This is a genomic window from Sphingomonas sp. GW821-FHT10F11, from assembly GCF_058809095.1.
This window is the reverse complement of sequence record NZ_JBXASH010000002.1, coordinates 34,097-60,008: the sequence shown is the minus strand read 5'-3', so window position 1 is coordinate 60,008 and position 25,912 is coordinate 34,097. Positions and strand designations below refer to the sequence as shown.

31 protein-coding genes are annotated in these 25,912 nt (G+C 64.2%); 24 read left to right on the top strand and 7 right to left on the bottom strand.

What is annotated here, in order from left to right; all coding sequences use genetic code 11:
- Positions 1-500 precede the first annotated feature (500 nt).
- Positions 501-2,081, top strand: a complete 1,581-nt coding sequence (locus AC1RT8_RS06320; RefSeq protein WP_493074744.1) for a DUF2272 domain-containing protein — start codon at positions 501-503, stop codon at positions 2,079-2,081.
- A gap of 123 nt (positions 2,082-2,204) precedes the next feature.
- A complete protein-coding gene (locus AC1RT8_RS06315; RefSeq protein ID WP_493074743.1) occupies positions 2,205-3,089 on the top strand; it encodes an alpha/beta fold hydrolase in 885 nt (294 codons plus the stop codon).
- Here AC1RT8_RS06315 and AC1RT8_RS06310 read toward each other — a convergent pair.
- The gene (locus tag AC1RT8_RS06310) at positions 3,086-3,955 is read right to left on the bottom strand and encodes a LysR substrate-binding domain-containing protein (RefSeq protein WP_493074742.1); all 870 of its coding nucleotides are present in this window, start codon (positions 3,953-3,955) and stop codon (positions 3,086-3,088) included. The two genes, AC1RT8_RS06315 and AC1RT8_RS06310, sit on opposite strands and share 4 nt — an antisense overlap.
- A gap of 106 nt (positions 3,956-4,061) precedes the next feature.
- Here AC1RT8_RS06310 and blaOXA point away from each other — a divergent pair, with 106 nt between their 5' ends.
- From blaOXA to AC1RT8_RS06250, 12 genes are all read left to right on the top strand, one after another.
- Positions 4,062-4,901, top strand: coding sequence for a class D beta-lactamase (gene blaOXA, locus AC1RT8_RS06305; RefSeq protein WP_493074741.1), 840 nt, complete (start codon positions 4,062-4,064; stop codon positions 4,899-4,901).
- Between the two features lie 63 nt (positions 4,902-4,964).
- The gene (locus tag AC1RT8_RS06300) at positions 4,965-5,360 is read left to right on the top strand and encodes a hypothetical protein (RefSeq protein ID WP_493074740.1); all 396 of its coding nucleotides are present in this window, start codon (positions 4,965-4,967) and stop codon (positions 5,358-5,360) included.
- On the top strand, positions 5,336-5,869 hold the full coding sequence (locus AC1RT8_RS06295; protein WP_493074739.1) for a hypothetical protein: 534 nt from the start codon (positions 5,336-5,338) through the stop codon (positions 5,867-5,869). Before AC1RT8_RS06300 ends, AC1RT8_RS06295 begins: the two co-directional genes overlap by 25 nt.
- 155 nt (positions 5,870-6,024) lie before the next feature.
- Positions 6,025-6,462, top strand: coding sequence for a hypothetical protein (locus tag AC1RT8_RS06290; RefSeq protein ID WP_493074738.1), 438 nt, complete (start codon positions 6,025-6,027; stop codon positions 6,460-6,462).
- Between the two features lie 175 nt (positions 6,463-6,637).
- The gene (locus AC1RT8_RS06285) at positions 6,638-7,078 is read left to right on the top strand and encodes a hypothetical protein (RefSeq protein WP_493074737.1); all 441 of its coding nucleotides are present in this window, start codon (positions 6,638-6,640) and stop codon (positions 7,076-7,078) included.
- A gap of 159 nt (positions 7,079-7,237) precedes the next feature.
- Positions 7,238-7,507 (top strand): hypothetical protein, encoded by a 270-nt coding sequence (locus tag AC1RT8_RS06280; RefSeq protein WP_493074736.1) that lies wholly within the window; start codon positions 7,238-7,240, stop codon positions 7,505-7,507.
- Between the two features lie 247 nt (positions 7,508-7,754).
- Positions 7,755-8,087: a hypothetical protein gene (locus AC1RT8_RS06275; protein ID WP_493074735.1), complete on the top strand. Its 333-nt coding sequence runs from the start codon at positions 7,755-7,757 to the stop codon at positions 8,085-8,087.
- A gap of 85 nt (positions 8,088-8,172) precedes the next feature.
- On the top strand, positions 8,173-8,781 hold the full coding sequence (locus AC1RT8_RS06270; RefSeq protein WP_493074734.1) for a terminase small subunit-like protein: 609 nt from the start codon (positions 8,173-8,175) through the stop codon (positions 8,779-8,781).
- Positions 8,778-10,439 carry a terminase gene (locus AC1RT8_RS06265; RefSeq protein ID WP_493074733.1) on the top strand — a complete coding sequence of 554 codons (1,662 nt, stop codon included), beginning with the start codon at positions 8,778-8,780 and terminating at the stop codon, positions 10,437-10,439. The genes AC1RT8_RS06270 and AC1RT8_RS06265 overlap by 4 nt, the downstream gene beginning before the upstream one ends.
- A 161-nt stretch (positions 10,440-10,600) precedes the next feature.
- Positions 10,601-10,891 (top strand): hypothetical protein, encoded by a 291-nt coding sequence (locus AC1RT8_RS06260; RefSeq protein WP_493074732.1) that lies wholly within the window; start codon positions 10,601-10,603, stop codon positions 10,889-10,891.
- 375 nt (positions 10,892-11,266) lie between these two features.
- Positions 11,267-12,208 (top strand): hypothetical protein, encoded by a 942-nt coding sequence (locus tag AC1RT8_RS06255; protein ID WP_493074731.1) that lies wholly within the window; start codon positions 11,267-11,269, stop codon positions 12,206-12,208.
- A 219-nt stretch (positions 12,209-12,427) separates the two neighbouring features.
- Positions 12,428-12,661, top strand: a complete 234-nt coding sequence (locus tag AC1RT8_RS06250; RefSeq protein ID WP_493074730.1) for a hypothetical protein — start codon at positions 12,428-12,430, stop codon at positions 12,659-12,661.
- Positions 12,662-13,006: 345 nt separating this feature from the next.
- Here the strand turns inward: AC1RT8_RS06250 and AC1RT8_RS06245 are convergent, their stop codons facing one another.
- Positions 13,007-13,774, bottom strand: coding sequence for an HNH endonuclease (locus tag AC1RT8_RS06245; protein WP_493074729.1), 768 nt, complete (start codon positions 13,772-13,774; stop codon positions 13,007-13,009).
- 411 nt (positions 13,775-14,185) lie between these two features.
- Here AC1RT8_RS06245 and AC1RT8_RS06240 point away from each other — a divergent pair, with 411 nt between their 5' ends.
- The 3 genes from AC1RT8_RS06240 (at position 14,186) to AC1RT8_RS06230 (ending at position 15,818) form a co-directional block, all read left to right on the top strand.
- Positions 14,186-15,097, top strand: a complete 912-nt coding sequence (locus tag AC1RT8_RS06240) for a hypothetical protein (RefSeq protein ID WP_493074728.1) — start codon at positions 14,186-14,188, stop codon at positions 15,095-15,097.
- A 90-nt stretch (positions 15,098-15,187) separates the two neighbouring features.
- Positions 15,188-15,385 carry a hypothetical protein gene (locus tag AC1RT8_RS06235; protein WP_493074727.1) on the top strand — a complete coding sequence of 66 codons (198 nt, stop codon included), beginning with the start codon at positions 15,188-15,190 and terminating at the stop codon, positions 15,383-15,385.
- A 52-nt stretch (positions 15,386-15,437) separates the two neighbouring features.
- The gene (locus AC1RT8_RS06230; protein ID WP_493074726.1) at positions 15,438-15,818 is read left to right on the top strand and encodes a hypothetical protein; all 381 of its coding nucleotides are present in this window, start codon (positions 15,438-15,440) and stop codon (positions 15,816-15,818) included.
- Here the strand turns inward: AC1RT8_RS06230 and AC1RT8_RS06225 are convergent.
- A complete protein-coding gene (locus AC1RT8_RS06225) occupies positions 15,815-16,003 on the bottom strand; it encodes a hypothetical protein (RefSeq protein ID WP_493074725.1) in 189 nt (62 codons plus the stop codon). The genes AC1RT8_RS06230 and AC1RT8_RS06225 overlap by 4 nt on opposite strands.
- Before the next feature lie 155 nt (positions 16,004-16,158).
- Between AC1RT8_RS06225 and AC1RT8_RS06220 the strand changes: the two genes are divergently transcribed.
- Positions 16,159-17,334 (top strand): alpha/beta hydrolase, encoded by a 1,176-nt coding sequence (locus tag AC1RT8_RS06220; protein ID WP_493074724.1) that lies wholly within the window; start codon positions 16,159-16,161, stop codon positions 17,332-17,334.
- Between the two features lie 152 nt (positions 17,335-17,486).
- Here the strand turns inward: AC1RT8_RS06220 and AC1RT8_RS06215 are convergent, their stop codons facing one another.
- Both AC1RT8_RS06215 and AC1RT8_RS06210 read right to left on the bottom strand, forming a co-directional pair.
- Positions 17,487-17,699, bottom strand: a complete 213-nt coding sequence (locus AC1RT8_RS06215) for a hypothetical protein (protein ID WP_493074723.1) — start codon at positions 17,697-17,699, stop codon at positions 17,487-17,489.
- A 103-nt stretch (positions 17,700-17,802) separates the two neighbouring features.
- Complete coding sequence (locus AC1RT8_RS06210) at positions 17,803-19,272, bottom strand: ATP-binding protein (protein WP_493074722.1); 1,470 nt, start codon at positions 19,270-19,272, stop codon at positions 17,803-17,805.
- 269 nt (positions 19,273-19,541) lie between these two features.
- On the opposite strand from AC1RT8_RS06210, the gene AC1RT8_RS06205 reads away from it, so the two are divergent.
- The 3 genes from AC1RT8_RS06205 to AC1RT8_RS06195 all read left to right on the top strand — a co-directional run bounded on the left by AC1RT8_RS06205 (position 19,542) and on the right by AC1RT8_RS06195 (position 21,142).
- Positions 19,542-19,766, top strand: coding sequence for a hypothetical protein (locus tag AC1RT8_RS06205; protein WP_493074721.1), 225 nt, complete (start codon positions 19,542-19,544; stop codon positions 19,764-19,766).
- Between the two features lie 94 nt (positions 19,767-19,860).
- Positions 19,861-20,229, top strand: a complete 369-nt coding sequence (locus tag AC1RT8_RS06200) for a hypothetical protein (RefSeq protein ID WP_493074720.1) — start codon at positions 19,861-19,863, stop codon at positions 20,227-20,229.
- 37 nt (positions 20,230-20,266) lie between these two features.
- Positions 20,267-21,142, top strand: a complete 876-nt coding sequence (locus AC1RT8_RS06195; protein WP_493074719.1) for an OmpA family protein — start codon at positions 20,267-20,269, stop codon at positions 21,140-21,142.
- Between the two features lie 17 nt (positions 21,143-21,159).
- On the opposite strand, the gene AC1RT8_RS06190 is transcribed toward AC1RT8_RS06195, so the two are convergent.
- Together AC1RT8_RS06190 and AC1RT8_RS06185 are read right to left on the bottom strand one after the other, a co-directional pair.
- Complete coding sequence (locus AC1RT8_RS06190; protein WP_493074718.1) at positions 21,160-21,309, bottom strand: hypothetical protein; 150 nt, start codon at positions 21,307-21,309, stop codon at positions 21,160-21,162.
- 53 nt (positions 21,310-21,362) lie between these two features.
- Positions 21,363-22,346, bottom strand: coding sequence for an alpha/beta fold hydrolase (locus tag AC1RT8_RS06185; protein ID WP_493074717.1), 984 nt, complete (start codon positions 22,344-22,346; stop codon positions 21,363-21,365).
- Between the two features lie 399 nt (positions 22,347-22,745).
- On the opposite strand from AC1RT8_RS06185, the gene AC1RT8_RS06180 reads away from it, so the two are divergent.
- From AC1RT8_RS06180 to AC1RT8_RS06170, 3 genes are all read left to right on the top strand, one after another.
- Entirely contained in the window at positions 22,746-24,473 is a 1,728-nt protein-coding gene (locus AC1RT8_RS06180; RefSeq protein ID WP_493074716.1) for a GGDEF domain-containing protein, read from the top strand.
- 434 nt (positions 24,474-24,907) lie between these two features.
- Positions 24,908-25,273 carry a reverse transcriptase-like protein gene (locus AC1RT8_RS06175; protein WP_493074715.1) on the top strand — a complete coding sequence of 122 codons (366 nt, stop codon included), beginning with the start codon at positions 24,908-24,910 and terminating at the stop codon, positions 25,271-25,273.
- Positions 25,270-25,884, top strand: a complete 615-nt coding sequence (locus AC1RT8_RS06170; protein WP_493074714.1) for a glutathione S-transferase — start codon at positions 25,270-25,272, stop codon at positions 25,882-25,884. The genes AC1RT8_RS06175 and AC1RT8_RS06170 overlap by 4 nt, the downstream gene beginning before the upstream one ends.
- Positions 25,885-25,912 lie beyond the last annotated feature (28 nt).

The window sequence follows — 25,912 nt, the reverse complement described above, 5'->3', positions numbered from 1 at the left end:
ACGTGTCGCCGTTATTTGTGAAACCAGAATGCCCCGCCCGAACAAAGACGGTACTGGCTCAACCACTACGGCCCGGATCTCAGCGCTGCGTACCGAGTCGATGATTGTATCCGGATCGGTCATTCTTCCCCCGGTTTGACGCGCCGCACCAGGATACGGGCGGCTGGGCGATCCAGATGCAGCGGGCTTACAAAAAAATTTACCAGCCGGTTATTTCGCGAAGGAAAGCTCGTTGCCAAGTTCCAGCACCGAGTCGCCATGAGGAGAGCGGGGCGGAGCCGTTCTTCACGATACGTCCATCCTTGATTCCGCCGATTCTGCTTCGTGAACGAGATCGAGCCTTCGCTCGACTTCACGCACTTCATTCGATATCTCAAGATTCAATTTGGGTTGATTGCGATCCTGCTATAGACACGGTGCATAGCTGCCCTGTGTTGTGCGTAATCTGACTGCCCGGCTGAATACCCTTGGTTGCAAACGATCGCATAAGGGAGAGAACAATGGCCATCAGCGAAGACATTGCCTGGTTCAAGCAGAATTTTACAGCCGACATTTCACCTAGACTTGTGGGCACGCCGATATCGCTCGATCTGGTCTGCGCGATCGCGGTGCAGGAAACCGGGGAGTTGTGGCGGCCGATGCGCCACACGCATTCGCGGGAGGACGTGCTGCGGCTCGCGGTCGGCGATACGATCGACTCACCTCGGCGCAAGGCGTTTCCGCGTGACAAGAATGCGCTGCTCGCGGTCCCACGCGGCCCCGAAATGTTCACGCTCGCGCATCAGCTATTGAAAGACATGGCGAACGCCACCGGCATCACGGCCTACAAGAACGCCGCCGCCAAGCCCGACAAGTTCGTTCACGGCTATGGTATCTTTCAAAACGACCTTCAGCACTTCAGAGATGATCCCGACTATTTCCTCGAACAGCGTTGGGGCGACTTCGGTGCAATGCTCGACAAATTGATGGGCGAACTCCGCGGCGCGCTTGGCAGTCTGCGGTTCAACGGCAAGTCCTCGCTGACCGACCTCGAGTCCGCGTTCGTGGCCATCGTCTACAACACCGGTTTCGGCAACTTCAACGCCCAGAAGGGCCTCAAGCAGGGGTTCTTCGACGGCGCGCACTTCTACGGCGAAAACATCGACAGCTTTTTGAAGATCGCGAGGTCGGTGCCCATCGCCGGTGCGGCGGCCATTGTGCCGGCCGCGTCGGCGAGCCCGCCGCGCCGATCGGCGGTAGCCGCAGCGCAGGGCGAGTTCGACCGCTTTCACGGCATCAACGAGGGCAGCGAGCCGCTGCGCAGCCGCATCGCCGATTATTACGAGGCTGGCGGCGGCAGCCGCAATCTCGATCCGACCAGGAACGAGAACGCCTGGTCGGCCGCGTTCGTCTCGTTCTGCATCAAGCAGGGGGGCGCGACCGCCGCCCAGTTCAAGTTCAATCTCAGCCACAGCGTGTTCGTTCATGCCGCGATCGCCAACGCGCAGGCCGGCACCGGCGTCTTTCGGGGTCACCGCATCGCCGAACACGCGGTGCAGCTCGGCGATCTTGTGCACCACAACCGCGACGGCGCCACCCTCAGCTTCGAGTTCGCGCGCGACCACACCGGCTATCCCTCGCACAGCTGCGTGGTCGTCGGCTTTGAGGTGCGTGACGGCATTCGCCACGCCATCACCATCGGCGGCAACGAGTCGCTTCATGGCGGCAGCGGCACCGTCGGCACCAAGGCGTTCGCGTTGAACGCGAACGGCTTTCTCGATCAGAGCCGGATCGGGCCACGGCTCATCTCCATCGTCGAGAACCTGCTGGAGCAAGGCCCCGCCCTGCCCCCCGTGCGCCTGCCTGGCCGCTATGTCGTTCGTGTCCGCGAGGGATCGTCCCTGTTCCTTCGCGGCGGCCCCGGCACCGGCTTCGCCAAAGTCGACGGGTTCCCCGACGGGTTTCCCCGAGGAACGGCGTTGAACGTGATCGGGTTCCAGGACACGCCCGAGGGCCCATGGGCGCTGATCGATCTCCAGGGTGACGGCGACCGCGACGGGTTCGTCTCGGCTGCCTTCATCGATCCCCTGCTCGGCGCATGACGCAAGGGCTGGCGACCTCCCGCGCACCGGGATTCGATCGCCGCCCATAGTCCGGAAGGCCCGGCAGGTTTCGGCGGCCCGGATATCTGCTACGCATCGGCCGTCTCCGCCGAAAGGGCCCGCATGCCGACGATCCCCGCCAATGGCGTCCAGCTCCATTATGAGGAAAGGGGCGATCCGGCCGGCCCGCCGATCCTGCTGATCATGGGGCTGGGCACGCAGATGATCGCCTGGCCGGACGCGTTCGTCGCGGCGCTGGCGGCGGCGGGGCACCGGGTGATCCTGTACGACAATCGCGATATCGGCCTGTCGACCCATCTGCATGACGCGCCGGTCACCAATCCCCTGCTCGCTTATGCCGCGCGGCGGATCGGCCTGCCCTTCCGCCATGCCTATGCGCTGGAGGACATGGCGGCCGACGCGGTCGCTTTGCTCGACGCGCTGGAGATTCCGGCGGCGCATGTCGTCGGCGCGTCGATGGGCGGGATGATCGCGCAGATCCTCGCCGCCTCCCATCCGTCGCGGGTGCTGAGCCTGACCGCGATCATGTCGTCGAGCGGCGCGCCCGGCCTGCCCGGCCCGACATCCGAACTGCGCCGCCGCATGCTCGCCCGGCGCGACCCGAACCCGACGCGCGAGCAGGCGATCGCGCTGGGCGCCGCGACGCTCGCGCTGATCTCCTTTCCCGATCCCGCCCGGGCGGCGGACGCGTTCGACACCATGGCGGGCCGTGCGTTCGACCGCGCCTATAACCCGCAAGGCGGGCGGCGGCATCTGCTTGCGGTGATCGCCGACGGCAGCCGCGCGGCGCGGCTGGCCAATATCCGTACGCGCACCCTCGTCATCCATGGCGCCGCCGATCCGCTGGTGCCGCTCGCCAATGGCGCGGACATCGCCCGCCGCGTGCCGGGCGCCCGGCTGGAGGTGATCGAGGAGATGGGGCACGACCTGCCGCCCTCGCAGCTCGACCGGATCGCGGGGCTGATCGTGGAGCATGTGCGCGGTTAGGCGTTCGTCTCCACCAGCAGCCAGTCGCGAAAGGCGAGCATCGCCGGGTTGGGCGTGCGCGACTTGAGCCAGGTGAGCCAGTAGCGGCCGGTCGTCACTTCCTGCGGGAAGGGGCGGACCAGCGCGCCCTGCTCGATCTGGCGGGCGAGCATGGCAGGCGGGGCGAGCGCGACGCCGGCGCCCTGCATCGCTGCCTCGGCCATCGTCACCGAGCTGTCGAACACGGGCCCGTGCAGCGGCGGGGCGGCGACGCCGGCGGCGGCGAACCAGCGCGGCCATTCGTCGGCGCGGTAGGAGCGGAGCAGGGTGGCGGCGAGCAGGTCGCGGGGTTCCAACAGGGTGCGGGCCAGCGCCGGGGTGCAGAGCGGGGTGAGCGGGGTTTCCAACAGGGCCAGGCTCTCCGTGCCGTGCCACGCGCCGTCGCCGAAGCGGATCGCGACATCCAGGCCCTCGCCCGCGATGTCGACCCGGTTGTTGTTGGTGAACAGGCGCAGATCGATGCGCGGATGCGCGGCGCGGAACGCGGGCAGGCGCGGCAGCAGCCAGCCGGTCGCGAAAGTGCCGACCGCAGCGACCGACAGCACCTGCACCGCCATGCCGCCGCCGATGCCCTCGACCAGCTCGGCAATGCGATCGAAGCTGTCGGCGAGCGCGGGGAGCAGCGCCAGCCCCTCGTCGGTGAGCGCGAGGCCACGCGGCAACCGGCGGAACAGCTGAACCCCCAGTCGCCCCTCGAGCCCCTTCACCTGATGGCTGACCGCGGCCTGCGTGACGCAGAGCTCGATCGCGGCGCGGGTGAAGGACAAATGCCGCGCGGAGGCCTCGAACGCCCGGAGCGCATTGAGCGGCAGATGCGGGCGGACCATGGCCGCGCCATAAGATAATCTAGGGTCTCCCGCCAGCTTTGATCCTTTGCGCGGCCCCGGGTGCGTGGCCTAGCCTGCGGACCATCGGACACAGGAGAGCGGGACCATGACGATCGACCGGCGGACCTTCACCACCAGCCTGCTGCTCGGCGCGGGCGCAGGAATGGCAGGGATAGCCGGGGGATTGCCGGAGGTTGCAGAGGCGATCATCGCCCGGCCGCCGCGCGCGACGCTGCTGGTCGACCAGGCGACCGGCCGCATCCTCCACCGCTCGGGCCAGTGCGCGGCGCGTTTCTCGCCCTGTTCGACCTTCAAGATTCCCTTGGCCTTGATGGGCTATGACGCCGGCATATTGAAGGACGCGCATACCCCCGCCTGGAACTATGATCCGCGCACCCATGAGGCAGTCCGCGACATCGACAAGGCGCGCACCGACCCGACCCGCTGGGAGAAGGATTCGGTCATCTGGTATTCGCGCGAGATCACCAAGCGGCTCGGTGCGGCCAGGTTCAAAGCCTATGTCGACCGGCTGAACTACGGCAATCGCGACGTGAGCGGCGATCCCGGCAAGGCGAACGGGCTGAGCAATGCCTGGCTCGGCTCGTCCCTCATGATCTCGCCCGACGAGCAGGTCGCGTTCCTGCGGCGGATGCTCGCGCGCACGCTGCTGTCGGCGCAGGCGTGTGCGCGGACCGAAGCGATCCTGCCGGTGTTCGAGGGCAGCGGCGGCTGGCGGGTGCACGGCAAGACCGGGAGCGGCTGGCTGAAGGATGCCGCCGGCAAGGAGGACCGGACGCGCCAGCTCGGCTGGTTCGTCGGCTGGGGGGATAAGGGCAAGAGGCGCGTGACCTTCGCCCAGTTCCAGACGACCGCCACGCCCGACCAGCCCGGCGGCTTCACCGCGCGCATCGAGCTGCTCGCGATGATCGGGCGGCTGGCGGGGTAGCCGGATCGATTCAAAAAAGGCCGCGACCCTGCGCAGATGACCTCCCGTTCCAGGAGGTGCCCGATGATCCCGACCGAGCCGCAAGACGATGTTGCCACCGACATGCCCGGCACCGCTGTCGCGCCGGACGACGCGGCCGCGGACGTCCCGTTCGACACTCAACCGGCGCCGGAGAAGGAGACGGACGAGCAATGGATCCTGCGTTTCCTGGAGGAGAACCAGCACCTCGCCCGCCCGCGCCCCGAGCGGCCACCGCCGCCGCCCTCGCGAGAGGAGATAGGCAAGCTGCCGGACCATATGCGTCGACGACGCCCACACTCCATGACCGGTATGAGTTTGGTCGTGCCTGGTCGATGGCGCAGCGCGCAGCGACGCTCGGCTACAAAAGGGCCGCTCGTAACCTCGCACACTATCTTGATGGCTCAGGAACTCCGTTGGAGATCGACCTGCGCGATATGATGAATACCATTCCCCGGCTCAGAGCCGAACAGAAAAAGAACTTCGACGATTTCATCGTCGCCGGAACGAAACGATACATAAAAAGAAATTACCGCGGCGAGGATGGGTATTTTTCGGTAACCGGAGGTTGGAGTAACGTTCAATCGGAATGGAACTCCGACTGGTATTATACCGTCGGAGGTTTTTCCGTAGCGCACGCCGCGATCGTTCAATATTCCCCCGGCACCGACGGAACAGTGAACGTGTCCGTCCGGCCAGTCCTCTACATGTTCGACCGGTACAACTGGGACGGCGGAAAGGGCGTACGCGTGGGGCGTATCGTTTCGGTTTCAGACGCGCAGATGGGCAGGCTGCAGGAGGTTGGCATGGCTCGCGAATTTGACATGCATGGTTCGCTGGAGCTGCCGACCTATCGCTTCAGCTTCGACCCGTCCAAGTACCAAGAGCCACAGGCGCGACCCCGCTCACCATCTATCCCGCAGCCGCCCAAAGAGAGGGGACGCAGGTAAGCGCTGCAAAAGCACCCTCGCTATCTTCATGCCGTCGGGTCTTGACGAATCGGAACAAAGGGTGATCATTGCGGAAAGTTCACGCTTCGCGGATATCGAGCGATAGCGGTTCAAGGGCACTGTTCGATCTGCATCGTGCGGGATGGGGAGATCGCATGTCGGCGACATTTGCGAATGCGGCAAACCTCATCGTGATGAGCGGATTGCTGGCTACATCCTGCGGCGACAGGCCGATTGCGCCTGAACAGGCGGCGGCGATCCGGATACTGGATGGGGATGAAAGGTTGCCGGCGTCGGCTTCCGATATCTGGGTCCGCGAAGACGGTTTCCAGGGTTCGACGCAGCATATCAGATTTGACGGACCAGTGGACGATACGCGACGGTTCGCCGAAAACCTGCTCAACAAAAAGCTGCATCAAGGCGAAGATGCTGACGCCCTGGATTGTTGCAAGCAGCTGGACTGGTGGATCAAATCCGCCCCGCCTGGAACGTACACCGCAGATTCCGTCATTGGCGGCAGGGCGTTCACGGTTGCGATGACCGTTAGCGGAAACCGCGCCCGGCTTTGGCTACGGGTCGCTGAAATGACATGATCCACTATTTCCATGGCAAGGATGGCCTCGGCCGAGATGGCAATCCAATCACTTGACGAATCAGGAACAAAAGAGGATCAAAAAGCCGTGGCAAGCGCGACCCTTCCAATATCGGGGGAAGGAGGGATCAGATAACCGCAATTCCATTCTATATCGCCGAGAACGAGGGGACGGCATGTCGACGACGCTGGGAAATATAGCCTATGCCATCCTGATGGCCGGATCTCTGATGACGTCCTGCAGCGAGAAGCCACTCACGCCTGAGAAAGCAGCCGCGATCCGGATCGCGGCGGGTGGCGAGAGATTGCCGGCATCGGCGTCCAATATATGGTTTCGCGAAGTCCATCGTAAGGGTGCGATGCAGAACATCAGATTTGATGGGCCGCTGGACGAGACGCGACAGTTCGCGGAAGGCCTGCTCAAGAAGGAACTGCGCGTGGGCAAGACACCGCTCGCGCAATATTGCTGCCAGGACCTGGATTGGTGGATCAAATCCGCGCCGCCAGGGGCCTTTGCCGGCAATTCGGACATCAATGGCAGATCGGTCCAGGCCGTCATGACTGTCGAGAGCAGCGGCAGAGCCCGCCTCTGGGTGAAGATCTTTGTAAAGGCATGACCGAATTCCGTTCCGTGGTTCCGGCGACAGTGCATTCAGGGTCCAGACCGAAACCCGCTGGTTTGCATTAAGTGGACTGTCACCGGAACTGTCACCGGAACCCGCGGGACCCGTTGAAATAGGTGGACAATGATAGACGAGCTCGACGCAATAAACGCGTTGGACATCATGCTGACTCAGCCCATCTTCGTGTCGAAGGGCGAGATTCAGACGATCACCGGCTATGAGCGGGAGGACTTCGAAGAAACGCTCGACAAGCTGCGCACCGACAACGCACTGCAGCCACGCGATTTTCTGATCGTCCAGCAAGCCCTCGGCGCGCTCACCGCGTTCCACATTCCACCCGAGATACTGGTCGAGCGCTTCGGCGAGAACCACGAAGCGGCGATCAACGCGATGATACGGAAGATCAATGATCATCTGGAATGATTTGGGATTGCGGCAACAGTCAACTGACTGTGGTACATATCGGATCGCGTCTTCATTGCAGATGTGGCCTTTTGCGATATGGTACACTGTCATCGCAACGCCAACGCCCGGATTACCCTTTATGCAGCTGAACGGCGCCAGCTCGAAGCGCACCTAAAGGGGTCCGGCATCTATGGCTTCCAGAGCATTTTGGCTTTCGCTGTTTTCCGCAGTAGCGCCGTTGTGCCTTTCTTCCTGCGAACTCGCGGTGGACATCATCGTAGTGCAGCTCGACGATGGCCGCATAAGCATCGAAACGGACGACGGGGGTAAGTACCCGCCGTGCATTCACAGTATCGATATCTCTCTTGTCGTCCCCGGGGAATCCGGTTTTGAACGCACCGATATATGGAGCGTCTCCCAGATGGGCAGCGTGGAGGACGCGGAGAATTGCAGAAGCAAGATCGTCTATCCGGAAGTTCCTCCGCATTACCGGGGCTGGACCGAGGCGAAAATGGAGGCAGGAAAGGAATATCGCGTCTCAGTGAGCGGCCCTGGTTTCGACACCCGAAAGACCTTCGTGCGACGCGCATTCCAGTAACCGCGGTGGCCTGACCGGCAATAGCGGCGCTTGTTTTCGAATCCCGTCGATTCAACCTTGCCCCGCCCTGCCCTAATCCGGCGGGATGAAACGCCGCAGCCCCGCCATCGAAGACGCCATTGTCGACGGGATTTCCCGCGGCATCACCCTGAAGGAACTGTGTCGCGACCTGAAGGTCGGGTACACGACCGTGTGGGGATGGATGCAGGACGAGCCGTTCGCCGCGCGCATGGCGCGGGCCCGCGCGCTGGGGTTCGACGCGCTGGTCGACGAGATGATCGAGATCGCCGACGACAGCCGCAACGACTGGCTGGTGCGCCGGGATGCGAAGGCGGACGCGCCGCCCGTGCGCAACCCGGAGAATGTCGCGCGATCCCGCCTGCGCATCGAGACGCGCATGCGCATCCTGGCGCGGTGGTATCCGATGCGGTTCGGCGGGATGGCGGACCGGATGGGCGGCATGGGCGGGATTGCCGGCATCGTGGGAACACCGGGCCGGATGTCCGGCGCGGGCGCCGGCGGAGACGGGGGCGGGGCGCCGATCGACACGACCGCGATCGCGGTGCGGCTTTCCTCGATCCTTTCCACCATCGCGGCGCGGGATCCGGCCGAGGACCGGCTGGAGGACGACGGACCCGAGTGGGACGGAACACTGATCGAGCATGACGACATCGGGCCGGAGGAGGATTCATGATCGAGACCGATCCCGCGATGCTCGACGCGCTGCTGCGCCGCGCGACGCCGAGCGAGCGCGCCGAGATATTGGGGCTGACCGCCACCGACAGCATCGCGCAGCGATGGCGGGCGCAACCGGGCGCGCAGGCCCTGGCGCTGGAGAGCATGGCCGACATCACCGGCTATGGCGGGGCGGCGGGCGGCGGCAAATCCGACCTGATCGCGGGGCTGGCGCTCACCCGGCATCGCCGGTCGCTGATCCTGCGCCGCCAGAAGGCGCAGACCGACGGCATCGTCCAGCGCATCAGCGAGATCATGGGCACGATGATGGGCTTCAACCGCAGCCGGTGCACCTGGCGCGTGGCGGGCGCGGGCGCCGGCGCCGCCTATGAGCGGCTGATCGAATTCGGCGGGCTCGACGGGCCGCAGGACCATCACAAATGGCAGGGCCGCGCGCACGACCTGATCGCCTATGACGAAGTGACCGAGATGCGCGAGGCGCAGGTGCGCTTCACCATGGGCTGGGCGCGCACCAGCGATGCAGGCCAGCGCGCCCGCGTGCTGATGACGTTCAACCCGCCGACCAATGCCGAGGGGCGCTGGGTACTCGATTTCTTCGCGCCCTGGCTCGACCCGAAACATCCCAGGCCGGCCGAGCCGGGCGAGCTGCGCTGGTTCACTACGCTGCGCGGCCGCGACGTGGAGGTGCCGCGCGCCGATCCGTTCGTGATCTTCAACCACAAGCCGCTTTATGAGTTCGACCCGGCGGAATTCGGCGCGGAGAAGATCGTGACGCCGCGATCGCGCACCTTCGTGCCGAGCCGGGTGACCGACAATTTCTTCTATATGCGCACCGGCTATATCGACACGCTGCAGGCCATGCCGGAGCCGTTGCGATCGCAGATGCTCGACGGCGATTTCGCGGCCGGCGTGGAGGATGACGACTGGCAGGTCATCCCCACGGCCTGGATCGACGCGGCGATGGCGCGCTGGCAGCCGCGCGAATGGGTGCCGGAGATGGATTCAATGGGCGTCGACGTGGCGGTGGGCGGCCGCGACGCCTTCGTCATCTCCTGCCGGCACGGCAACTGGTTCGCGCCGCTGATCCGCGTGCCGGGCCGCGAGATCCCGCAGGATGCGGGCGGGCCGATCACCGCCGGCCATGTCATCCGCCACCGGCGCGACCGGGCGGTGGTGCATGTCGACGTGATCGGATGGGGCCTGACCACCGCCAATTTCCTGACCGAGAACGGGGTGCAGACGATCGCGGTCAACGCTGCCTCGGCGAGCGGCAGCGGTACGGCGGACGGCCGGCTGAAATTCGTCAACGTCCGCGCGGAAATGGTGTGGCGCCTGCGCGAGGCGCTCGACCCGCAGGGGCCGGAGCCGGTGGCGCTGCCCAACGACCCGGCGCTGCGCGCCGACCTGGCGGCCTATCAATGGAGCGCGTCCGCGCGCGGCATCCTGGTGCGGTCGAAGGACGAAATGAAGACGCTGCTCGGCCGTTCGCCCGATGCCGGCGACGCGGTGTGCCTGGCCAATTTCCGGTCGATGAAGATCGACATGTGGGAGGATATCCGCCGCGAGCGCCGCCGGCCGGAGGAGGATGAGGATATCTACCGGGAACTGCGCGAAGAGTCGGTGGACGATCTGTACCGCGACCTGAGAGACTATTGAGTCGGGCCCTGCGACGAGCCGAACCGGCTCGCAGGACGAACCGATCCGGTCAATTCCGCACGTCCCGCAAGAGGCTCATTCCATCGAGTCAGGGTCGAAACGGCCGCTCGCCTGCGCCATCTGCTTGGGCACAGGGGCCTGATTTACCCGAGAGGAATAGCATGAATATCAAGATCTTGAGCACCGCCATCGTCGGCGCTACCCTGGCCATCGCCCTGCCCGCCACTGCGCAGCAGCAGACGCCGCCGACCACGCCGCCATCGACCACCCCCATCCCGCCGTCGGACCCGGTCCCCCAGGCCCCGCCTGCGCCGGCCGACACGACGGCCCCGGCACCCGCCCCGGACAGCGCGACCACGACCCCGCCGCCGAGCGAGCCGTCAGCCAGCTCGACGACCCCGGCGCCCGACGAGACGGCGGATGCGGGGAAGAAGAAGAAAAAGAAGCATTGATCGGCTGAAAAGCTGGTTGAGAGAGCGGCGCGGGGGAGACCCTGCGCCGTTTTTTTGTGGGGTGTCGGGCTGCAATTGGCCGAAACCCGTCGCTAGGCTGCAAAGAGCTGAAAGTTGACGCGCCGCAAACGGCGTGAGCTAAGCGCGATGAGCGCCCTTGTCGGCGTGGGTCAACCAACAACGTGTAAAATCGCATAGACGGCCAACCCGAATGCACACGCTTTCTGCTAAATATCGAACCGCAGAATTCTTACTTCGCGAAGAATCGTCGTCGCGTGCCGAGCGAAGAATGTTGACGAGTTCGGCTTGTACGATAGAGTTTTGCATTAACATTCTACCAGAGTTACACTGTCTCGGCTTCAGGGGACTCGTCATATGGCAACCAAGGTCGTGACTCTAGCGTCTTCGCAGGGCGAAGCTACGCATGAAGATTTTTCGCTCAAGGGCATCCAAGTCAACAGGCAGGATAAGCTCGGGAATCCCATTCTCGAGATTTTGTGGCTGTCGCCCGACTATGCGATCTACCGGACCCCGCCAGGGATCTTCGTACATTTTTCTGACAACAAGACAAAGGAGCAGGAACAACGCACCGCGTTCACGACGATCTGTCCTGAGCTTTGTGAACTCCGATTTCTGACGAATGAAATGTACGCGCATCGCTGGCATCTGTGGAACCTGCTGACCGGGCGCCCGCTCTTAAGCGATGAGACTGATCGCTCCCTCTTCAACCACAATATCGCGCAGTCGATTATGTTGCTGATGGAAAATAAGGTCGAGGAGGCCAAGGAAATCGCCACAGCGGCGCTCGATATGGCGGTCAGTCGTACAACCAACGACAACACCATCCGATATCTACGCTGGGCACTCATCTGGGCCGTCCTGATCATGGTCGGGCTGGGCACCTTCTATCTTGCGCTCGAAATTATCCCGATCAGCGGTATTGCTCAGCATAGCCCGTTCTTTCTGATCGCCTGCTTCTATGGTGTCGTGGGCGCTTGCTTCTCGATTATCACCCGCGTGCAGTCATTTGAGATGAAGCCGTGTCAGCAATCCAATATGAACAAGTGGATGGCGCTCATTCGCGTCATGATCGGCCTGATCGGGGGGTTCGCTTTCTTCCTTTTGGTGAAGAGCAGCCTAGGCGCTGCTCTCATTCACCCAAACACGCTAGAGGGTTGGCAAGGGGCGGCCCTTCTCGGTTTCCTAGGCGGTTTTGCCGAGCGAATGGTCCAGACCGTGTTCCAACGCACAGCCCACGGACTGGAGGGAAGGACCGGCACGCCGGTCCAGCGAGCACGAGGCAAATCACGGAGGTAGGCCGTCCTCGAGGTCATCTTACCAAATCCCACGACGGTTCACTTTGAGCCAAAGTTGATGGTCGCGAGGAGCGGAAATTACCGTGACAGCACACTTTATCGTTCGGCAAAATATAACCTACCCCTCCCGTCATGCAAATTAGCACTGCGTCTCAATTCTAGATTCAAGGCTGAATCAAACCTAAACTAACGCTAGAACAGCATTTTGAGGATGATGACCATGGCTTGGTATAAAGACGGAGATAAATTATCAAAGAACGAGCATGCTAACTTTGATAAAATCTGGAAACCCGGAGAGACACCACCGGACAATGGCATCTACGAGTGCCAGGGTTGCGGTGATGAGATCGCATCAAATAAAGGCGTACAGCTGCCATCGCAAAATCATAGTCAACATTCGCCACAGCAGGGCGCGATCCGGTGGAAGATGATCGTCTGCTGCGAGAATAATTGAGGAACTACCGCTCTAACAATGTAGAAGCGCCATTGATAATGGAGTTAGTGACAATTCATTATTGATAATAAAATTGAAAGTTGTGCGACAGAATTGCAGCGACGGTGCATTTTATTGCTCGGCTGAGCGCAGTCGATTATTCTGTCTCGCCGGATTAAATGCGCTGTCACTATAATTCCCCGCCGCCGAGCGACCCGTCAACCAGCTCGACGACCCCGGCGCCCGACGAGACGGCGGATGCGGGGAAGAAGAAGAAAAAGAAGCATTGATCGGCTGAGAGGCTGATTGAAAGAGCGGCGCGGGGGCGACCCTGCGCCGTTTTTTCGTGGGGTGCATATCAGCGGATCAGGCACGCTCAAAACGATGATCATGATGCCACTTCAAAAAGGCTGGATCAGGATCGAACCGCACCGCTCCGAGCAGTTCCTTTTCGTGATAAGGTTCGAAAAACGAGCGAGTTTCGGCGCTATCGCTCTTCAGAAGTTTGGGAGAGAAAACTGCGCGCCCCGCCTGGTTCACGCCCATCAGACCCCGATCGAACGCGCGATCGAAGGTCGCCGAAAGGCAGAGCCCGTTCCGCGGATTATGGCGGTTCTTCTCGTCTCTACCCCAAGGCAGGATGTGACTGGCGTTCAGCAAACGCGCATCGGCGATGCCTGTTAGACAGCATTTTCCATCGTAGTTTGCCAACACCGCGCGTCGGAAAAAATCCTGCCCGATTCTTTGCTCGACCGTCACCGAGACAGTCGTCGGGCCGGTAAAGTCGCGATGGAAGAAGGGGCTCGACGTTTCATGAACGGTCTGCATGCTTGGGAAAGTAGCATTTTCGAGGGTCGCGGCCTCCAGAACGAGCGTCGTCCAATCTTCATGGAATTCTGCCCACATATGGCGGTCCAGCACGCTGGCGCCGTCCAACCCCTTGCGCCCGCTTTCCTTGATCTTCGGATCCAAGCTGGCGAAATTCGCCAGCTTCATCGCGATCGACGAGGGCGTCCTCCCCAATGATCGGGCTAGGGCGATTATCTCGGGGTTGCGGGAGTGAATCTGACCAAATGGTAGCTGGAAATAGAGATACAACGCTCGCTTTGTCTCGGCATCGGTCCAGCGATTCATGGTTATTTGCCGCCCCTTGAAGTGGCCAACTTAGCGCTGGCCGGGCGAATCGGGTAGGCTAAAATAAACTCCGGCGTCCACACAGGCGAGATGTGAGGCGACCGTGCCGTCCGCCTCGGCTAACAGCCGATTTAGTACAGCACCCCAGAGAATTCACCCTTAACTTTTAGGCAGATCACGTCATTTTATTGACAGATGCTAACGCGCCGCGCGGGGGCGGGTACTTAGGCCTTCATATCATCTAACAAATTTAGATGTTGATCAGCGCGGAGTTAACATTAGAAAGCCCCCGCTCACCTTTGAATTCTAACAATTTATTGGATTCTCTTATCGATCTTCAAGCCTCACGGACAAATGTTTGCATCACTATTGCAAGTATGGAATCATACTCCAAACTAATGGAGCCGAGTCGTGAAAAAATTATTCACTTTTATAGCACCTTTGGGATGCGCGCTCTTTGTTACCGCCTGCGCAGGTAGCACCCGCCCCAATTTCATTACCGATCGCGGCGTAACTCCGGAGGTCATAAACGCTAATGGTAGCGCCCCTCTTGGAGATGGCCTCCTTTATCAATTTCAACTCACCGAGAAGGCAGCCAGGCCTTACGATGCAAAAACTGGAAAACTCCTCGCCAAAGAAGACCTAGCGGCGCAGCAACGATTTTTAAACACGGGACTTCATTTGATAAAAGCTCGTTGCAACATGTACATCTTGGGGAAATCCGATAGCCAAAGAAGAGTAAATGTTTGGCGAGATACATTTGCCCCCGTTACTGCGTTACTTACAGGAGCACTCGCGCTTGCTTCCAAGGGAGAGGACACGAATAACGACATTCTCACAGCAATTTCCTTGGGTACTAGCGCGGCTACGGCTGGATTCAAAATATATGAACAACGTTATTTATTTGGAGCAGAAAATGTAGATTCAGTTCGCGAACTTATACAGAAGGCTCTCAATGACAATGCCACGGAAGTCGAGCGGTTGAGTAAGGATAAGCTAACATACGCTCAGGCGGTCAACCATCTCATCAGCAATCAGGCTATTTGTTCACCGGGCCATATTTTGCAACTGGTCAGCGGCGCCATCGCAACCGGCAAGGTCGTTTCCTCAATCAACGGCGAAGAGCCTCCCTCAACAGGCTCCAAGGCCGAGGCGGAGCTCAAAGACATCAAGTCGTTAATTAGCCAGCTGAAAGCCGACAATGTTCTAAATGACCCGCAAATCGATGCGGCCAAGGCCAAGATAGCATCTACCACATCCTCCAGCTTAATACAGCCCCAGGGTGACAGCATATTGACCGTGACCACGTCCATTAAAAAGTAGCAGGGCAATATTGTCATTTATTCGTCGGCTCGCCAGTTCGGGCAGGAATGCGATCGCATCAGCTATTGCGGCCTTACGCTGCCCGACACGGTGCACTGGATGTTCGATCGCGGGCTGATCAGCCTGGACGATGATTTGAAGATCCTCGTCTCCCGCCAGATCAACGATCCCGACGGCGTGAACGCGATGATCAACAAGAGCGGCCATGCCCTGCCGCCGCTGCGTCCGGCCGATCGGCCGCACCCGCATTTCCTGCAATGGCACCGGGAAGAGCGCTTCAAGAGTTGAGCTTCACGCGATTTGGGTCATACCGGTGAGCCAACGCGGCAACAGGGGACGCATGAAAATCCTGAGCCTCGGCGCCGCCTGCCTCGCCCTTTCCGCCTGTACCTATGCCGAGAAGCAGAAATACAACGCCAATGTCGACTGCGTCGCCAACGAACATGTGCGCCACGACTATATCGACCAGTCCTATACTCCCGACGACATGTTCGAGCAGGACAGCAAGGTCTGGCGGGGGCTGTACGCCAGCCTCTGGATCAACGCGGCGGCGCTGCGCATCCCCGGCGAGCGCGTCAACCGGCAGATCGTCAAACGGATCGGCGCGATCCGTGCCAGGCTTCACGACCCCGCGACGGGCGGCATCGGCGTCAACGCGGTCGAGACCGAAGACAAATCCCGCGCCTGCATGAAGCGCTTCGGGAGCGGGCGCGGCGGCTAACCTGTCCCCCATAGCAGGAACACGACCAGCCCGATCGGCAGCGCGATGACGGCAAGCACCATCAGCGTCGCGGCAAGCCGGCCATAGCGCTTGCGCACCGGATCCACGGCGGCATCGACCAGGTGGAAGACAAGCTCCAACCCGCCTTCCACGACGGCAGCGATGGCTTCCCCCACGACGGACATGGACACGGAGAGTAGAAGGCCGCTCGATCCTGTCGAGCCCTTTTGTCCGCCGCGGCGCACACTTGGGTTGCCTGTGCCGCAATCCACCCTTCTCCGCGACACAAAGCAATGCCACAGGAGCCACAGATGACGCGGCGGGCTGGAGTGACGACAGAGTGAAACGACTCCTGACCCTGGCGACCGCCCTCGCCGCCCTGCCGCTGGCCGGCTGCATCACCGTGCCGCCCGCGTACGGCCCGGTCGCGGGCGATTGCGCGAAGCAGACCGCCGATCCCGCCACCGCGCAGGGCCCGATCTATTTCGTCGTCACCGGCATGCCCGATTGCCTGGCGGATCAGCCGCTCGCCATGTCGGTCGGGCGGGGCACCTTCCGCCCCTATGGCGCGCCCGCGCCCGTGCCGATCCGTTATGGCTTCGCCACGCCGGGCACGCCGAAGCTGCCCAACCTCAAGCTGGCGGGCGATGCGGCCTGGCATGATCGGTTGCGGCGCGATCTGCAGGCGCCTCCCCGCAGGATCCTGCTCTACGTCCATGGCTATAACAACAGCGTGGCGGAGGCGCTGTCGCAGGCCGACCAGATCGCCATGGCCGCGCGCTTCGACGGGCCGGTGGTGGCGTTCATCTGGCCGTCCCAGCATGCGCTGGCGAAATATACCTGGGACGAGGAGAATGCGGCCTGGACCCAGGCCTATTTCGATACCGTGCTGGCCGATCTGGCGGCGCAGTCGCCCGAGCTGGTGCTGGTGGCGCACAGCATGGGCAACCGCATCGCGATCGACGGGCTGCGCCATCTCCAGTCGCTGTCGCAAAAGCCCGGCGCGCCCGATCTGGCGGCGCGGGTGAAGATATTGGTGCTCGCCGCGCCCGATATCGACCGGGAGCTGTTCGACCGCGACATGGCGCCCGATATCGTCCGGCCGGGGCGGCGCATCGCGCTGTTCGCCTCGGGGCGGGACCTGGCGCTGCGCAGCAGCTGGGCGGTGCACGGCAATCCGCGCGTGGGCGATGTCGGCTGCACCTTCCGCCTGCGCCGCCGCAAGGGGCCGCTCATCGCCGAGCCGCGCTGCTACCCCGATCCGCGCGGGGGCCCCGGCGCGCTGACCGTGATCGACGGGTCGGACATCCCGGGCAAGCCGCTGGGCCACAGCACGCATATCGAGACGCCGGAGGGCCGCGCGGTGCTGCGCCGGCTGCTCGCGCCGGGTGCCGCGCCGCTGCCCGCGGAGAAGGGCGTGATGACCTTGCGCATCGACAGCCCGCCCGATTGCGCGAGCGGGCCGAGCCGGCTGGGGCTGGACTATGTGGTGGCGCGGTGTGGGGTGAAGAAGTGATGAGGCGCCCTCACCCCTGATCGTCACCCCGGACTTGTTCCGGGGTCTACCGTGCCGCGTACCGACAGGCTTCGACGCCTGCGGACCAGTGGATGCCGGAACGAGTCCGGCATGACGGAAATGATGAGCGCCTTCCTTTTCGGATCAGGCCCCTAGCACTTGGTGAACTGACCCTTTTTCGGCCCCGACGCGATATGGCATTTGCCCTTGGCGTCCTTCGTCACGCCGGCGGCAACGGCGAGATGAGCCGGCGTGGTCGGGCATTTCACGAACTTGCCCTTGGCGTCCTTGCAGGGTGCCGCGAGCGCGGGCGCGCTGGAGAGCAACGCGAGCGAGGCGATGGCGAACAGTGACGTGCGGATCATGACATTCCTCCTGCCGATCTGGTCGGCTGCGGAGGAGGCTAGGCGCGGGGCGCCGCCGTGGCGGTGACGGCCGCATGACAATCCTGTCATGGTAAATCGAACGCTACCCCACCTCCGCCGCGGCCGTCGTCCAGCCCAGCCCGGGGATGGTGATCGATCGTTTGCCCGACAGGTCGACGCGGGTCACGAAGATGTTGCGGCCCTCGATATAGCTCATCACCCGCCGCGCGCGGCCGAGCGAGCTGGTGCCGTAGGTGCGCGCGACCTCCTCATCGCTCGGGCATGGTTCGCCCTCGCGCGCGGCGCGGGCGACGAGCAGGAAGGCGCCGAGCATGTCGTCGGGCAGGTCGGTCGCTTGCTCCAGCGCCTGCTGCCATTCCCCGTCGAGCCGGTCGAAAATGCCCGCGCGCGCCGCGGCGAGGCGGCGGGCGAAGGCGGAGGGGTCGAGCGGGGAGCGCTTCACCCCGGCCATGCGGCAACGGACCTGGAAATCCTGGAACAGCACCGCGGCGCTGCGCAAGGTCGCCTCGGGATCGTCCATGATCGCGCGGAGCACCTGGACGGTGACCTCCTCCAGCTCCTCGGGCGATTGCTCCGGCGCGCTGTCGTGCTCGCGGGGCGGGGTGGCGGCGAGATCCTGGAGAAGCTGCGCGACCGGCGGGGTGCGCGGCGCGGGCGAGACGCCGGGCGGGAGCATCGGGAACAGGGTGCTGGGCGGCTCCTCGATGCCTTCGCGCAGGAAGGTCATCATGTCCTCGGACGGGGCCTGGGGCAGCGGGGTCAGGACGGGGCTGGAGCTACGCGCGCTGGTTTCCACCGCGCCGATCTTCACCATCACCGGGCGGCGCGAAATGGCGGGGCCGAGGCCGAGAAAGGTGCCGCGCGAGAGGTCGCGGATCGATTCGGCCTGGCGGCGCTCCATGCCGAGCAGGTCGGCCGCGCGCGCCATGTCGATGTCGAGGAACGTGCGGCCCATCAGGAAATTGCTCGCCTCGGCCGCGACATTCTTGCTGAGCTTGGCGAGCCGCTGCGTCGCGATGATGCCGGCCAGGCCGCGTTTGCGCCCGCGCGACATCAGGTTCGCCATCGCGGAGAGCGAGGCGCGGCGGACTTCCTCGCTCACTTCGGCGCCGGCGGCGGGGGCGAAGATCTGCGCTTCGTCGACCACGACGAGCGCTGGGTACCAATGTTCGCGCGGGGCATCGAACAGGCCGTTCAGGAAAGCCGCGGCGCAGCGCATCTGGCCTTCCATCTCGAGCCCCTCGAGGCTGAGCACCACCGAGGTGCGATGCTCGCGGCAGCGCGCGGCGAAGCGGGTGATCTCGCCCACCGCATAATCGACAGCCTCGATCGCGACATGGCCGTACGGCGCGAGCGTGACGAAATCGCCTTCGGGGTCGATCACGATCTGCTGCACCTGGCCGGCGCTGCGCTCCATCAGGCGGCGGAGCAGATAGGATTTGCCCGAGCCGGAATTGCCCTGGACGAGCAGGCGCGTGGCGAGCAGCTCCTCCAGATCGACAAAGACCGATTTGCCCGTGCCGTCCGTCCCCATATCTACCTGAAACGTCATCGCCTGCCCTTGGCGGATCGAGGTGCGGAAGGGCAAGTGCGAAGCGACGGAATGCGACCTGTCCCGACTTGGGAACGGCTCGTCCGCGATCAGGGAATCTACGTATGCGCGGTACAACCATTATGGCGGTAACAGCGCCGGGCCGACCGATTTGGAGTGCACTTCTTTTCCGGTGGTGGGGCTTGGGCCGGGGGTAGGACCGCACCCCCGGCCCTCCTCTTGACCTTCTCATATTGCACTGCACAATGGGCCCTCGAGTCTTTGGGGTGATGCAGTCCATGGTCTATGCCCTGTTGCTCCTGGCCCAGATCGGCCTGGTCCTGCTCGTCATCGCGATCCGCCTGTTGCTGCTCCGCCGCGAGCGCCGCATCCGCGCCAGCCGCCGGCTGCAGAAAAAATCCTATCAGCATGCGTGGGACTGGGTGATGGGCCGCCGCCTCCACCGCCAGATCACGCATCAGCCCAGGGCCGATCCAACACCCGATTCCGACTAGCCGCCCGGCTCGCTTCGCCCCGCAGGCGGAACAATCCACCCCCTTCGACTATTATGGTGGTCGGAAAGCGCGGGGGCGAACAACGGAGTTTGCCATGAACGCGAAGATCATCGGCGCGGCGCTTGCCGTGACGGCCCTGCTGTCGGCATCGCCGGCCCTGGCCAGCAAGCGCGATACCGCCCGCACCACGATGGCCGCCGCCGCAGCGAAAATCGAGATGAACGACAAGGTGCCGATGGACGGCCGCGCGGCCGACATCCAGGCGCGGGCCAGCGCCGCGCTGGCCGAGGCGCGGCTGCAATGGAGCCTGAGCAAGGAAGACAAGACGATCGCCGCGGCGACCGAAGCGAGCGCGCTGGCCGATCTGGCGGCTGCCACCCAGCAGAAACAGGCCGCGCAGGACGAGGCGCATGCGCAGGAAACCGCGCTGGCCCCGCTGCCGCCCGCGCCCGTGCCGCAATAAGGGCCCCACGCCCCACACCAGGTTTCAGGAGAGAATGATGCGTATTTTGATGACGACGCTGTTGGCCGGTGCCGCGATGGCCGTGGCCACCCCGGCTTTCGCCGACAAGACCGACCAGATCGTGGTCGACCAGTACCGCGCCAAGATCGAGGCGGCGCGGGCCGATCCGCTGATCGCGCGCTATGGCGCGGCACAGCTCGACGAGGCGACCTCGGTACTGCCGACGCTGGCCGAGGATCTCGACAAGGACAAGGCCGAGCGGGCCAGGGCCTCGATCGTGCGGATCGATTCGCTGATCGCCGCCGCGCGCGCCAATGCGCAGACCGCGATCGCCAAGGACCGGGCGGCCAATGCTGCCGTCGCCAACCAGGAGCGGCTCGCCGACAGCCAGGCCCAGGCCGAGCAGGCGCGCGCCGATGCGGCGCGGTCGCAACAGGATGCGGCTGTCGCCCAGGCCGATGCCGCCAAGGCGCAGGCCGATGCCGAGGCCGCGCGCAAGCAGCTTGCCGATCTGCAGCTCAAGCAGACCGCCCTCGGCGCGACCCTGGTGCTGCAGGATGTGGTGTTCGAGACGGGCAAGGCCGATCTGAAGCCCGGTGCCGAGGCGCGGCTGCGCCCGCTCGCGCAATATCTGCAGACCAATACCGCGGTGAAGATCCGCATCGACGGGCATACCGATGCGCAGGGGTCCGACGCGTCGAACCAGCGGCTATCCCAGGCACGCGCCGCCGCGGTGCGCACCGCGCTCGGCGGAATGGGCGTCGATGGCGCACGGATCGAAGCGGTCGGGCATGGCGAAAGCGAACCGGTCGCCGACAACAAGACCGCGTCCGGCCGTCAGCAGAACCGTCGTGTCGAGATCACCCTGGTGGGCCAGCAGCTCGGCCAGGCGGTGGCGACCGCACCGCAATGAAGTAGCGCGGGGGCTGCTTAGTGCGCGAAGATCGACGAGCGGCCCTCGGCTCCGGCGGAATGGAAGAAACGGAGCACGGCGCCGGTGGCCATGGCCGTATTGGCGCCGTGCGCAAACGCAAGGTCACCCAGAACCAGCATGAGGATGGCGGCGAGCACGAACTTCATGGGGCCTCAAATTACGTCCGATAGATTAACGAATCCTCCATATCGGCGGCGCCTCAGGCGGCGCCGACCCGCCCGCGGATCCACAGCGCGACCGTCTCCGCCGCGGTGACGAGGATCATGTGGCCGCCATCGATCAGGGTCAGTTCGACCCGCGGCACATCCGCGGCGATCCGGCCGCCATGGATCGTTGGATCGAGGATCTTGTCCTCCCGCCCGAACAGGATCGCGACCGGCACCGCGAGATCGCCGTAGCGCGCGGCCAGCGCCGCCATATCGGCGCGCGCGGCGGCGAGATCGGTCGAGGCGGCGTGGAAGGCACCGGGGCGCAGCACGAGCTGCCCGCCGCCGAGCGTGGCGAAATCCGCCGGCACCGGTTCGGGCGCGAACACCGCGACCGCGCCCTTGCGGCCGGAGAGCAGGCCGACCGGCGTCGCCAGCGTCCAGGCGACCGCGCGGCGCACCGCCGGCGAGCCGATGGCGATGCCGCGGAACGCCGCCGGCACGCTGTCCTGCGGCTGGGTCAGCGGGGCGATCAGCGCGAGGCCGCCGACCTTGCCCGGATGATCGAGCGCCAGCGCCAGCGCGACCGCGCCGCCGAGCGAGTGGCCGACGACCAGCGGGGAATCGAGATCGAGCGCCTCGATCAGCCCGGCTATCAGCTTCGCCTGTGCCGCGATTCCGGCCGATGGCGCGGCAGCCGAATAGCCCGAGCCTGGACGGTCGATCAGGATCACGCGGTGATCGGCGACGAGCCGGTCGGCCAGCGCATAGCCGAAATTGCGCATCTGCCCGGCAAGGCCATGGATCATCACGATGGCTGGACCATGCCCACGATCGGTATAATGCAGGCGGACGCCGTCGATGGTGAGGAACTGGCCGTCGGGCGGCACGTCGCGCTCGATCCGGCGCGCGGCGAAGCGCGAGAACAGCGCGAGCCCACCGGCGAGCACCGCCGCACCTGCCGCGACGGCGGCGATCATCGGCGCGTCGCGCTGGGGCATATGCCGATCGTCATGACGACTCTCCTGGCGCTTCATGGCCGCACCATCCTTTCACAGCCGCCTTGCCGTGTCACGCGCAACGGCTGCCGCCGTCCGGCGTCGAAGGCGTAAGCCCGACCGTCGCTCGGCGCAGGACCTTGATCGTCTTGACCCCCACCCCATATGCAAACCCCTGTTCAACAACGGAAAGGAGGTGGTCTGATGTCTCATTGTCATAAGCCGGGCACGGCGGACCTTGTGAGCATGACCTCCAGCGCGGAGGCCTTGCGCGCCTGATTTCCAGCCCCGATCGGCTGACAATGGAAAGGCCGTCCCGAAAGGGGCGGCCTTTTTTATGGTCCGGCGCCTGGCGGGGCCGTGCGGGTAAGACTTTTCACACCGGATCGGTGCATAGCCTAAACCATGACGGGGATTGGGGAATCATACCGGGCCGTAGTGGCTCGACTGCTGCTTGCCCTGACAGGTCTCGCCGTCGCGTGCTGGTCGATTCCGGCCGGTGCGGAGGCACTGCACCTCAACGCCTCCCTGTGTCATGCCGTCACGCCGCAACCACAGGCCGATACCGCGCTTCCGTCGCGCTTCGCCTGTAGCGGCGCGCCCAGCGGCTATCAGCAGGCCAGCCTGTGGCTGCGCGCCGACGTCACGCGGTTGCCGGTCGATCGCAACGACCTGGTGCTGATGATCCATCACTCCCGGTTCGACCGGCTGGCCGTGCTGTTCTCCTATGCCGACGGCTCGCAGCAATGGCAGCAGGTGCGCAGCGGCGATTACGGATCGCATTGGCGCGCGGGCGGGCAGATCGCCTTCGAGGCGCCGGTGCGGAATGCGCCGCTCGTCGCGGTGACCATGCGGTTCGACAAGTTTGCCAGCCACAATCTGCTCCGCGCGCGCCTGCTGCCGCGCGGCGAGAGCGGGCTGCAGTCAGCCGCGCTTGGCGCGGTGATCGGTGCGGCGCTGACGCTGTTGCTGATCGGCCTGGTCTATAACCTGTCACTAGCCGTCGCGGTGCGCCGCCAGTTCCTCGCCTGGCACGGCGCATGGGCGGGGTGCATGCTGTTCTGGGGGCTGATCTGGTCGGAGATGCACCTGATCGCCGTCCCCGGCATGGCCGGGACGGCCTCGGCCCAGACCTGCACCTTCCTTGCCTGCCTGGCCGTGACGCTGGCGACGGCGAGCGTCGCCACCTCGCTCGACCGCGCTGCCCTGCCGCGCTGGGCGGGCCGGGCGATGCTCGCATTGGGCGGGGCTGTCGGATTGCTCGGCGTGCCGCTCGCGCTCATCCGGAGCGCCGCGATCGACATGCTGGCGAGTGTCACGGGTATACTCATCCTTGCCGATCTGGTGCTCGTCGCCGCCTGCCTGACCTGGGCATGGCGCCAGGGCAGCGCCGCGGCGCGCGACTTTGCCGGGGCCTGGGCGCTGCCGATGGCGACGCTCGCCTTTATCCAGTTCGTCGATGTCGAGGGCGCTTTCTGGGGCGGCGGATCGAAGATCATCGTGCTGCTCGCGGCGGCATGGCAGACCCTGTGGCTGTCGATCGCCGCGAGCGGGCGGTTCGGCCATTTCCGCATCGAGCGCGACCATGCCCGCGCCGCCGAAGCCCGGGCGAACGAGCTGGCGCGGCGCGACCCGCTGACCGGGCTGCGCAACCGGCGCGGCTTCGTCGAGACGATCGAGCCGCTGCTCGAGCATGTACGGTCGGAGAAGATGCCGGCCGGCCTGTTGCTGATCGATATCGACCGGTTCAAGTCGATCAACGACGCCCATGGGCATGAGGCGGGCGACATGGTACTGCGCTGCATCGCCCGGCGGCTGGAACGCTGGGAAGGCCCGATGTGCGCGGTCGCCCGGCTGGGCGGCGAGGAATTCGGGCTGATGATCGCGGGGCTCGAGGGGTTCGCGCTCGCCCGCTTTGCCGACAACGTGCGGCTGGAGATCGCCGCATGCGACCATGGCGACGCGATCGGCGAAGGCATCGTGACCGCGAGCATCGGCGTGGCGGAGACGCAGGCGCCGAGCGATTTCCAGCAATTGTTCCGGCTGGCCGACCAGGGGCTCTATGCCGCCAAGCAGCAGGGCCGCAACCGGGTGGTGGTGCGCCGGTTCGCCGTGGTGCCGACGGATGCGCCCGAGCCGCCGGCAGTGCTGCGGGCGCCTTGTTAGGGTCGTCGACTCACTAAAACAGTCGTTAAAACAGTCGTTTTGCAATCGCTCAGTTGCGGAGATTTCGCGGGCCGTTACGCTTCGGTCATGCACGATGAACCATACCCGTGGGACTCTGCCGCAACTCTGGTTTGGCTATTCCCCGGCGATAATCTCGATGAGGACGATTTCGAGTGGTCGTGGGTTAACTCGCCACCGGAGGAAAATCCCCAGTCATGGCCCACTTTCCGCGAGGCAGTCGGATACGCTTCGACTGCGGACGGCTACCACGGAAAGGGCGCGTGGATCATCGCAGGGGAGCGGGTCTTTAATCCCGTGGATGTGTTCGAAGCCCACGAGCGACTGAAATCCTGACGACGGACTTCCTTCCGGTTTCTGGCCTACGATCTGATCGGCGCTGTTCCCGGCGGCACGTTCCCGGCTAAGCCGAGACCATGTCATCGCGCGTCAAAATCTTCTTCGATGGCGGGTGCCGCCCGGCCGGCATGGAGACCGCGGTCGTGATCGGCGGCAAGGCGCATATCGAGCGCGATCTCGGGCCGGGGACGGGCATGGAGGCGGAGTGGCTTGCGCTGATCCACGCGGCGGACCTCGCTCGGGAGCTTGGCTTGATCGATCCGCAGTTCCTCGGCGATTCCCTCGCGGTGGTAAATCAGGCCAATGGCGATGCGAGATGTCATGGCGCGCATGCGCTGCATCTCGAGGCTTTCCTGGCTCTCGCCCCGGCAGCGCCGCGCGTCCGGCACATCAAACGGTCACAGAATCTGGCCGGGATCGCACTCGCCCGGCTGCACGCATGATCCTCTACAGCTTTCGCCGATGCCCTTATGCGATGCGGGCGCGCATGGCGTTGCTGGTGAGCGGTGTGTCGTTCGAGATCCGCGAGATCGTGCTGCGCGACAAGCCGGCGGAGATGATCGCTGCGTCGCCCAAGGCGACGGTGCCGGTGCTTGTCCTGGCCGACGGGCAGGTGATCGACGAGAGCATCGATATCATGCGCTGGGCACTTGGGCGGAACGACCCGGAGGACTGGCTGGCCGGGGACGATGCTGCGCTGATCGCTATCTTCGACGACCAGTTCAAGCATCATCTCGACCGCTACAAATATGCCGACCGGCACGGCGCGGACCCGATCGAGCATCGCCTCGCCGGACTCGCGATGCTGAGCGAGCTGGAGGCACGGCTGGCTCCCGACGGAAACCTCCGCCGCGAGGCACGGTCGCTTGCCGATATCGCGATCTTCCCGTTCGTGCGGCAATTCGCCTCTGTCGACCGGCCATGGTTCGACGCGCAGGCGATACCGCAGGTACAGCGTTGGCTGGCGCAGCACATCGCCTCGCCGCTGTTCGAGCGAGCGATGATACGACTGAAACCCTGGGCGCCCGGCGACGCTCCGGTCATCTGGCCATGAACTGTCACAGCGTCGCAACATGGGGGTC

What these genes read in the sequence shown, in the direction of transcription:
- AC1RT8_RS06320 (WP_493074744.1), top strand. Translation starts at nt 501, where the DNA reads ATGGCCATCAGCGAAGACATTGCCTGGTTCAAGCAGAATTTTACAGCC.
- AC1RT8_RS06315 (WP_493074743.1), top strand. Translation starts at nt 2,205, where the DNA reads ATGCCGACGATCCCCGCCAATGGCGTCCAGCTCCATTATGAGGAAAGG.
- AC1RT8_RS06310 (WP_493074742.1), bottom strand. Translation starts at nt 3,955, where the DNA reads ATGGTCCGCCCGCATCTGCCGCTCAATGCGCTCCGGGCGTTCGAGGCC.
- blaOXA (WP_493074741.1), top strand. Translation starts at nt 4,062, where the DNA reads ATGACGATCGACCGGCGGACCTTCACCACCAGCCTGCTGCTCGGCGCG.
- AC1RT8_RS06300 (WP_493074740.1), top strand. Translation starts at nt 4,965, where the DNA reads ATGATCCCGACCGAGCCGCAAGACGATGTTGCCACCGACATGCCCGGC.
- AC1RT8_RS06290 (WP_493074738.1), top strand. Translation starts at nt 6,025, where the DNA reads ATGTCGGCGACATTTGCGAATGCGGCAAACCTCATCGTGATGAGCGGA.
- AC1RT8_RS06285 (WP_493074737.1), top strand. Translation starts at nt 6,638, where the DNA reads ATGTCGACGACGCTGGGAAATATAGCCTATGCCATCCTGATGGCCGGA.
- AC1RT8_RS06270 (WP_493074734.1), top strand. Translation starts at nt 8,173, where the DNA reads ATGAAACGCCGCAGCCCCGCCATCGAAGACGCCATTGTCGACGGGATT.
- AC1RT8_RS06265 (WP_493074733.1), top strand. Translation starts at nt 8,778, where the DNA reads ATGATCGAGACCGATCCCGCGATGCTCGACGCGCTGCTGCGCCGCGCG.
- AC1RT8_RS06260 (WP_493074732.1), top strand. Translation starts at nt 10,601, where the DNA reads ATGAATATCAAGATCTTGAGCACCGCCATCGTCGGCGCTACCCTGGCC.
- AC1RT8_RS06255 (WP_493074731.1), top strand. Translation starts at nt 11,267, where the DNA reads ATGGCAACCAAGGTCGTGACTCTAGCGTCTTCGCAGGGCGAAGCTACG.
- AC1RT8_RS06250 (WP_493074730.1), top strand. Translation starts at nt 12,428, where the DNA reads ATGGCTTGGTATAAAGACGGAGATAAATTATCAAAGAACGAGCATGCT.
- AC1RT8_RS06245 (WP_493074729.1), bottom strand. Translation starts at nt 13,774, where the DNA reads ATGAATCGCTGGACCGATGCCGAGACAAAGCGAGCGTTGTATCTCTAT.
- AC1RT8_RS06230 (WP_493074726.1), top strand. Translation starts at nt 15,438, where the DNA reads ATGAAAATCCTGAGCCTCGGCGCCGCCTGCCTCGCCCTTTCCGCCTGT.
- AC1RT8_RS06225 (WP_493074725.1), bottom strand. Translation starts at nt 16,003, where the DNA reads ATGTCCGTCGTGGGGGAAGCCATCGCTGCCGTCGTGGAAGGCGGGTTG.
- AC1RT8_RS06215 (WP_493074723.1), bottom strand. Translation starts at nt 17,699, where the DNA reads ATGATCCGCACGTCACTGTTCGCCATCGCCTCGCTCGCGTTGCTCTCC.
- AC1RT8_RS06210 (WP_493074722.1), bottom strand. Translation starts at nt 19,272, where the DNA reads ATGACGTTTCAGGTAGATATGGGGACGGACGGCACGGGCAAATCGGTC.
- AC1RT8_RS06205 (WP_493074721.1), top strand. Translation starts at nt 19,542, where the DNA reads ATGCAGTCCATGGTCTATGCCCTGTTGCTCCTGGCCCAGATCGGCCTG.
- AC1RT8_RS06200 (WP_493074720.1), top strand. Translation starts at nt 19,861, where the DNA reads ATGAACGCGAAGATCATCGGCGCGGCGCTTGCCGTGACGGCCCTGCTG.
- AC1RT8_RS06195 (WP_493074719.1), top strand. Translation starts at nt 20,267, where the DNA reads ATGCGTATTTTGATGACGACGCTGTTGGCCGGTGCCGCGATGGCCGTG.
- AC1RT8_RS06190 (WP_493074718.1), bottom strand. Translation starts at nt 21,309, where the DNA reads ATGAAGTTCGTGCTCGCCGCCATCCTCATGCTGGTTCTGGGTGACCTT.
- AC1RT8_RS06185 (WP_493074717.1), bottom strand. Translation starts at nt 22,346, where the DNA reads ATGAAGCGCCAGGAGAGTCGTCATGACGATCGGCATATGCCCCAGCGC.
- AC1RT8_RS06175 (WP_493074715.1), top strand. Translation starts at nt 24,908, where the DNA reads ATGTCATCGCGCGTCAAAATCTTCTTCGATGGCGGGTGCCGCCCGGCC.
- AC1RT8_RS06170 (WP_493074714.1), top strand. Translation starts at nt 25,270, where the DNA reads ATGATCCTCTACAGCTTTCGCCGATGCCCTTATGCGATGCGGGCGCGC.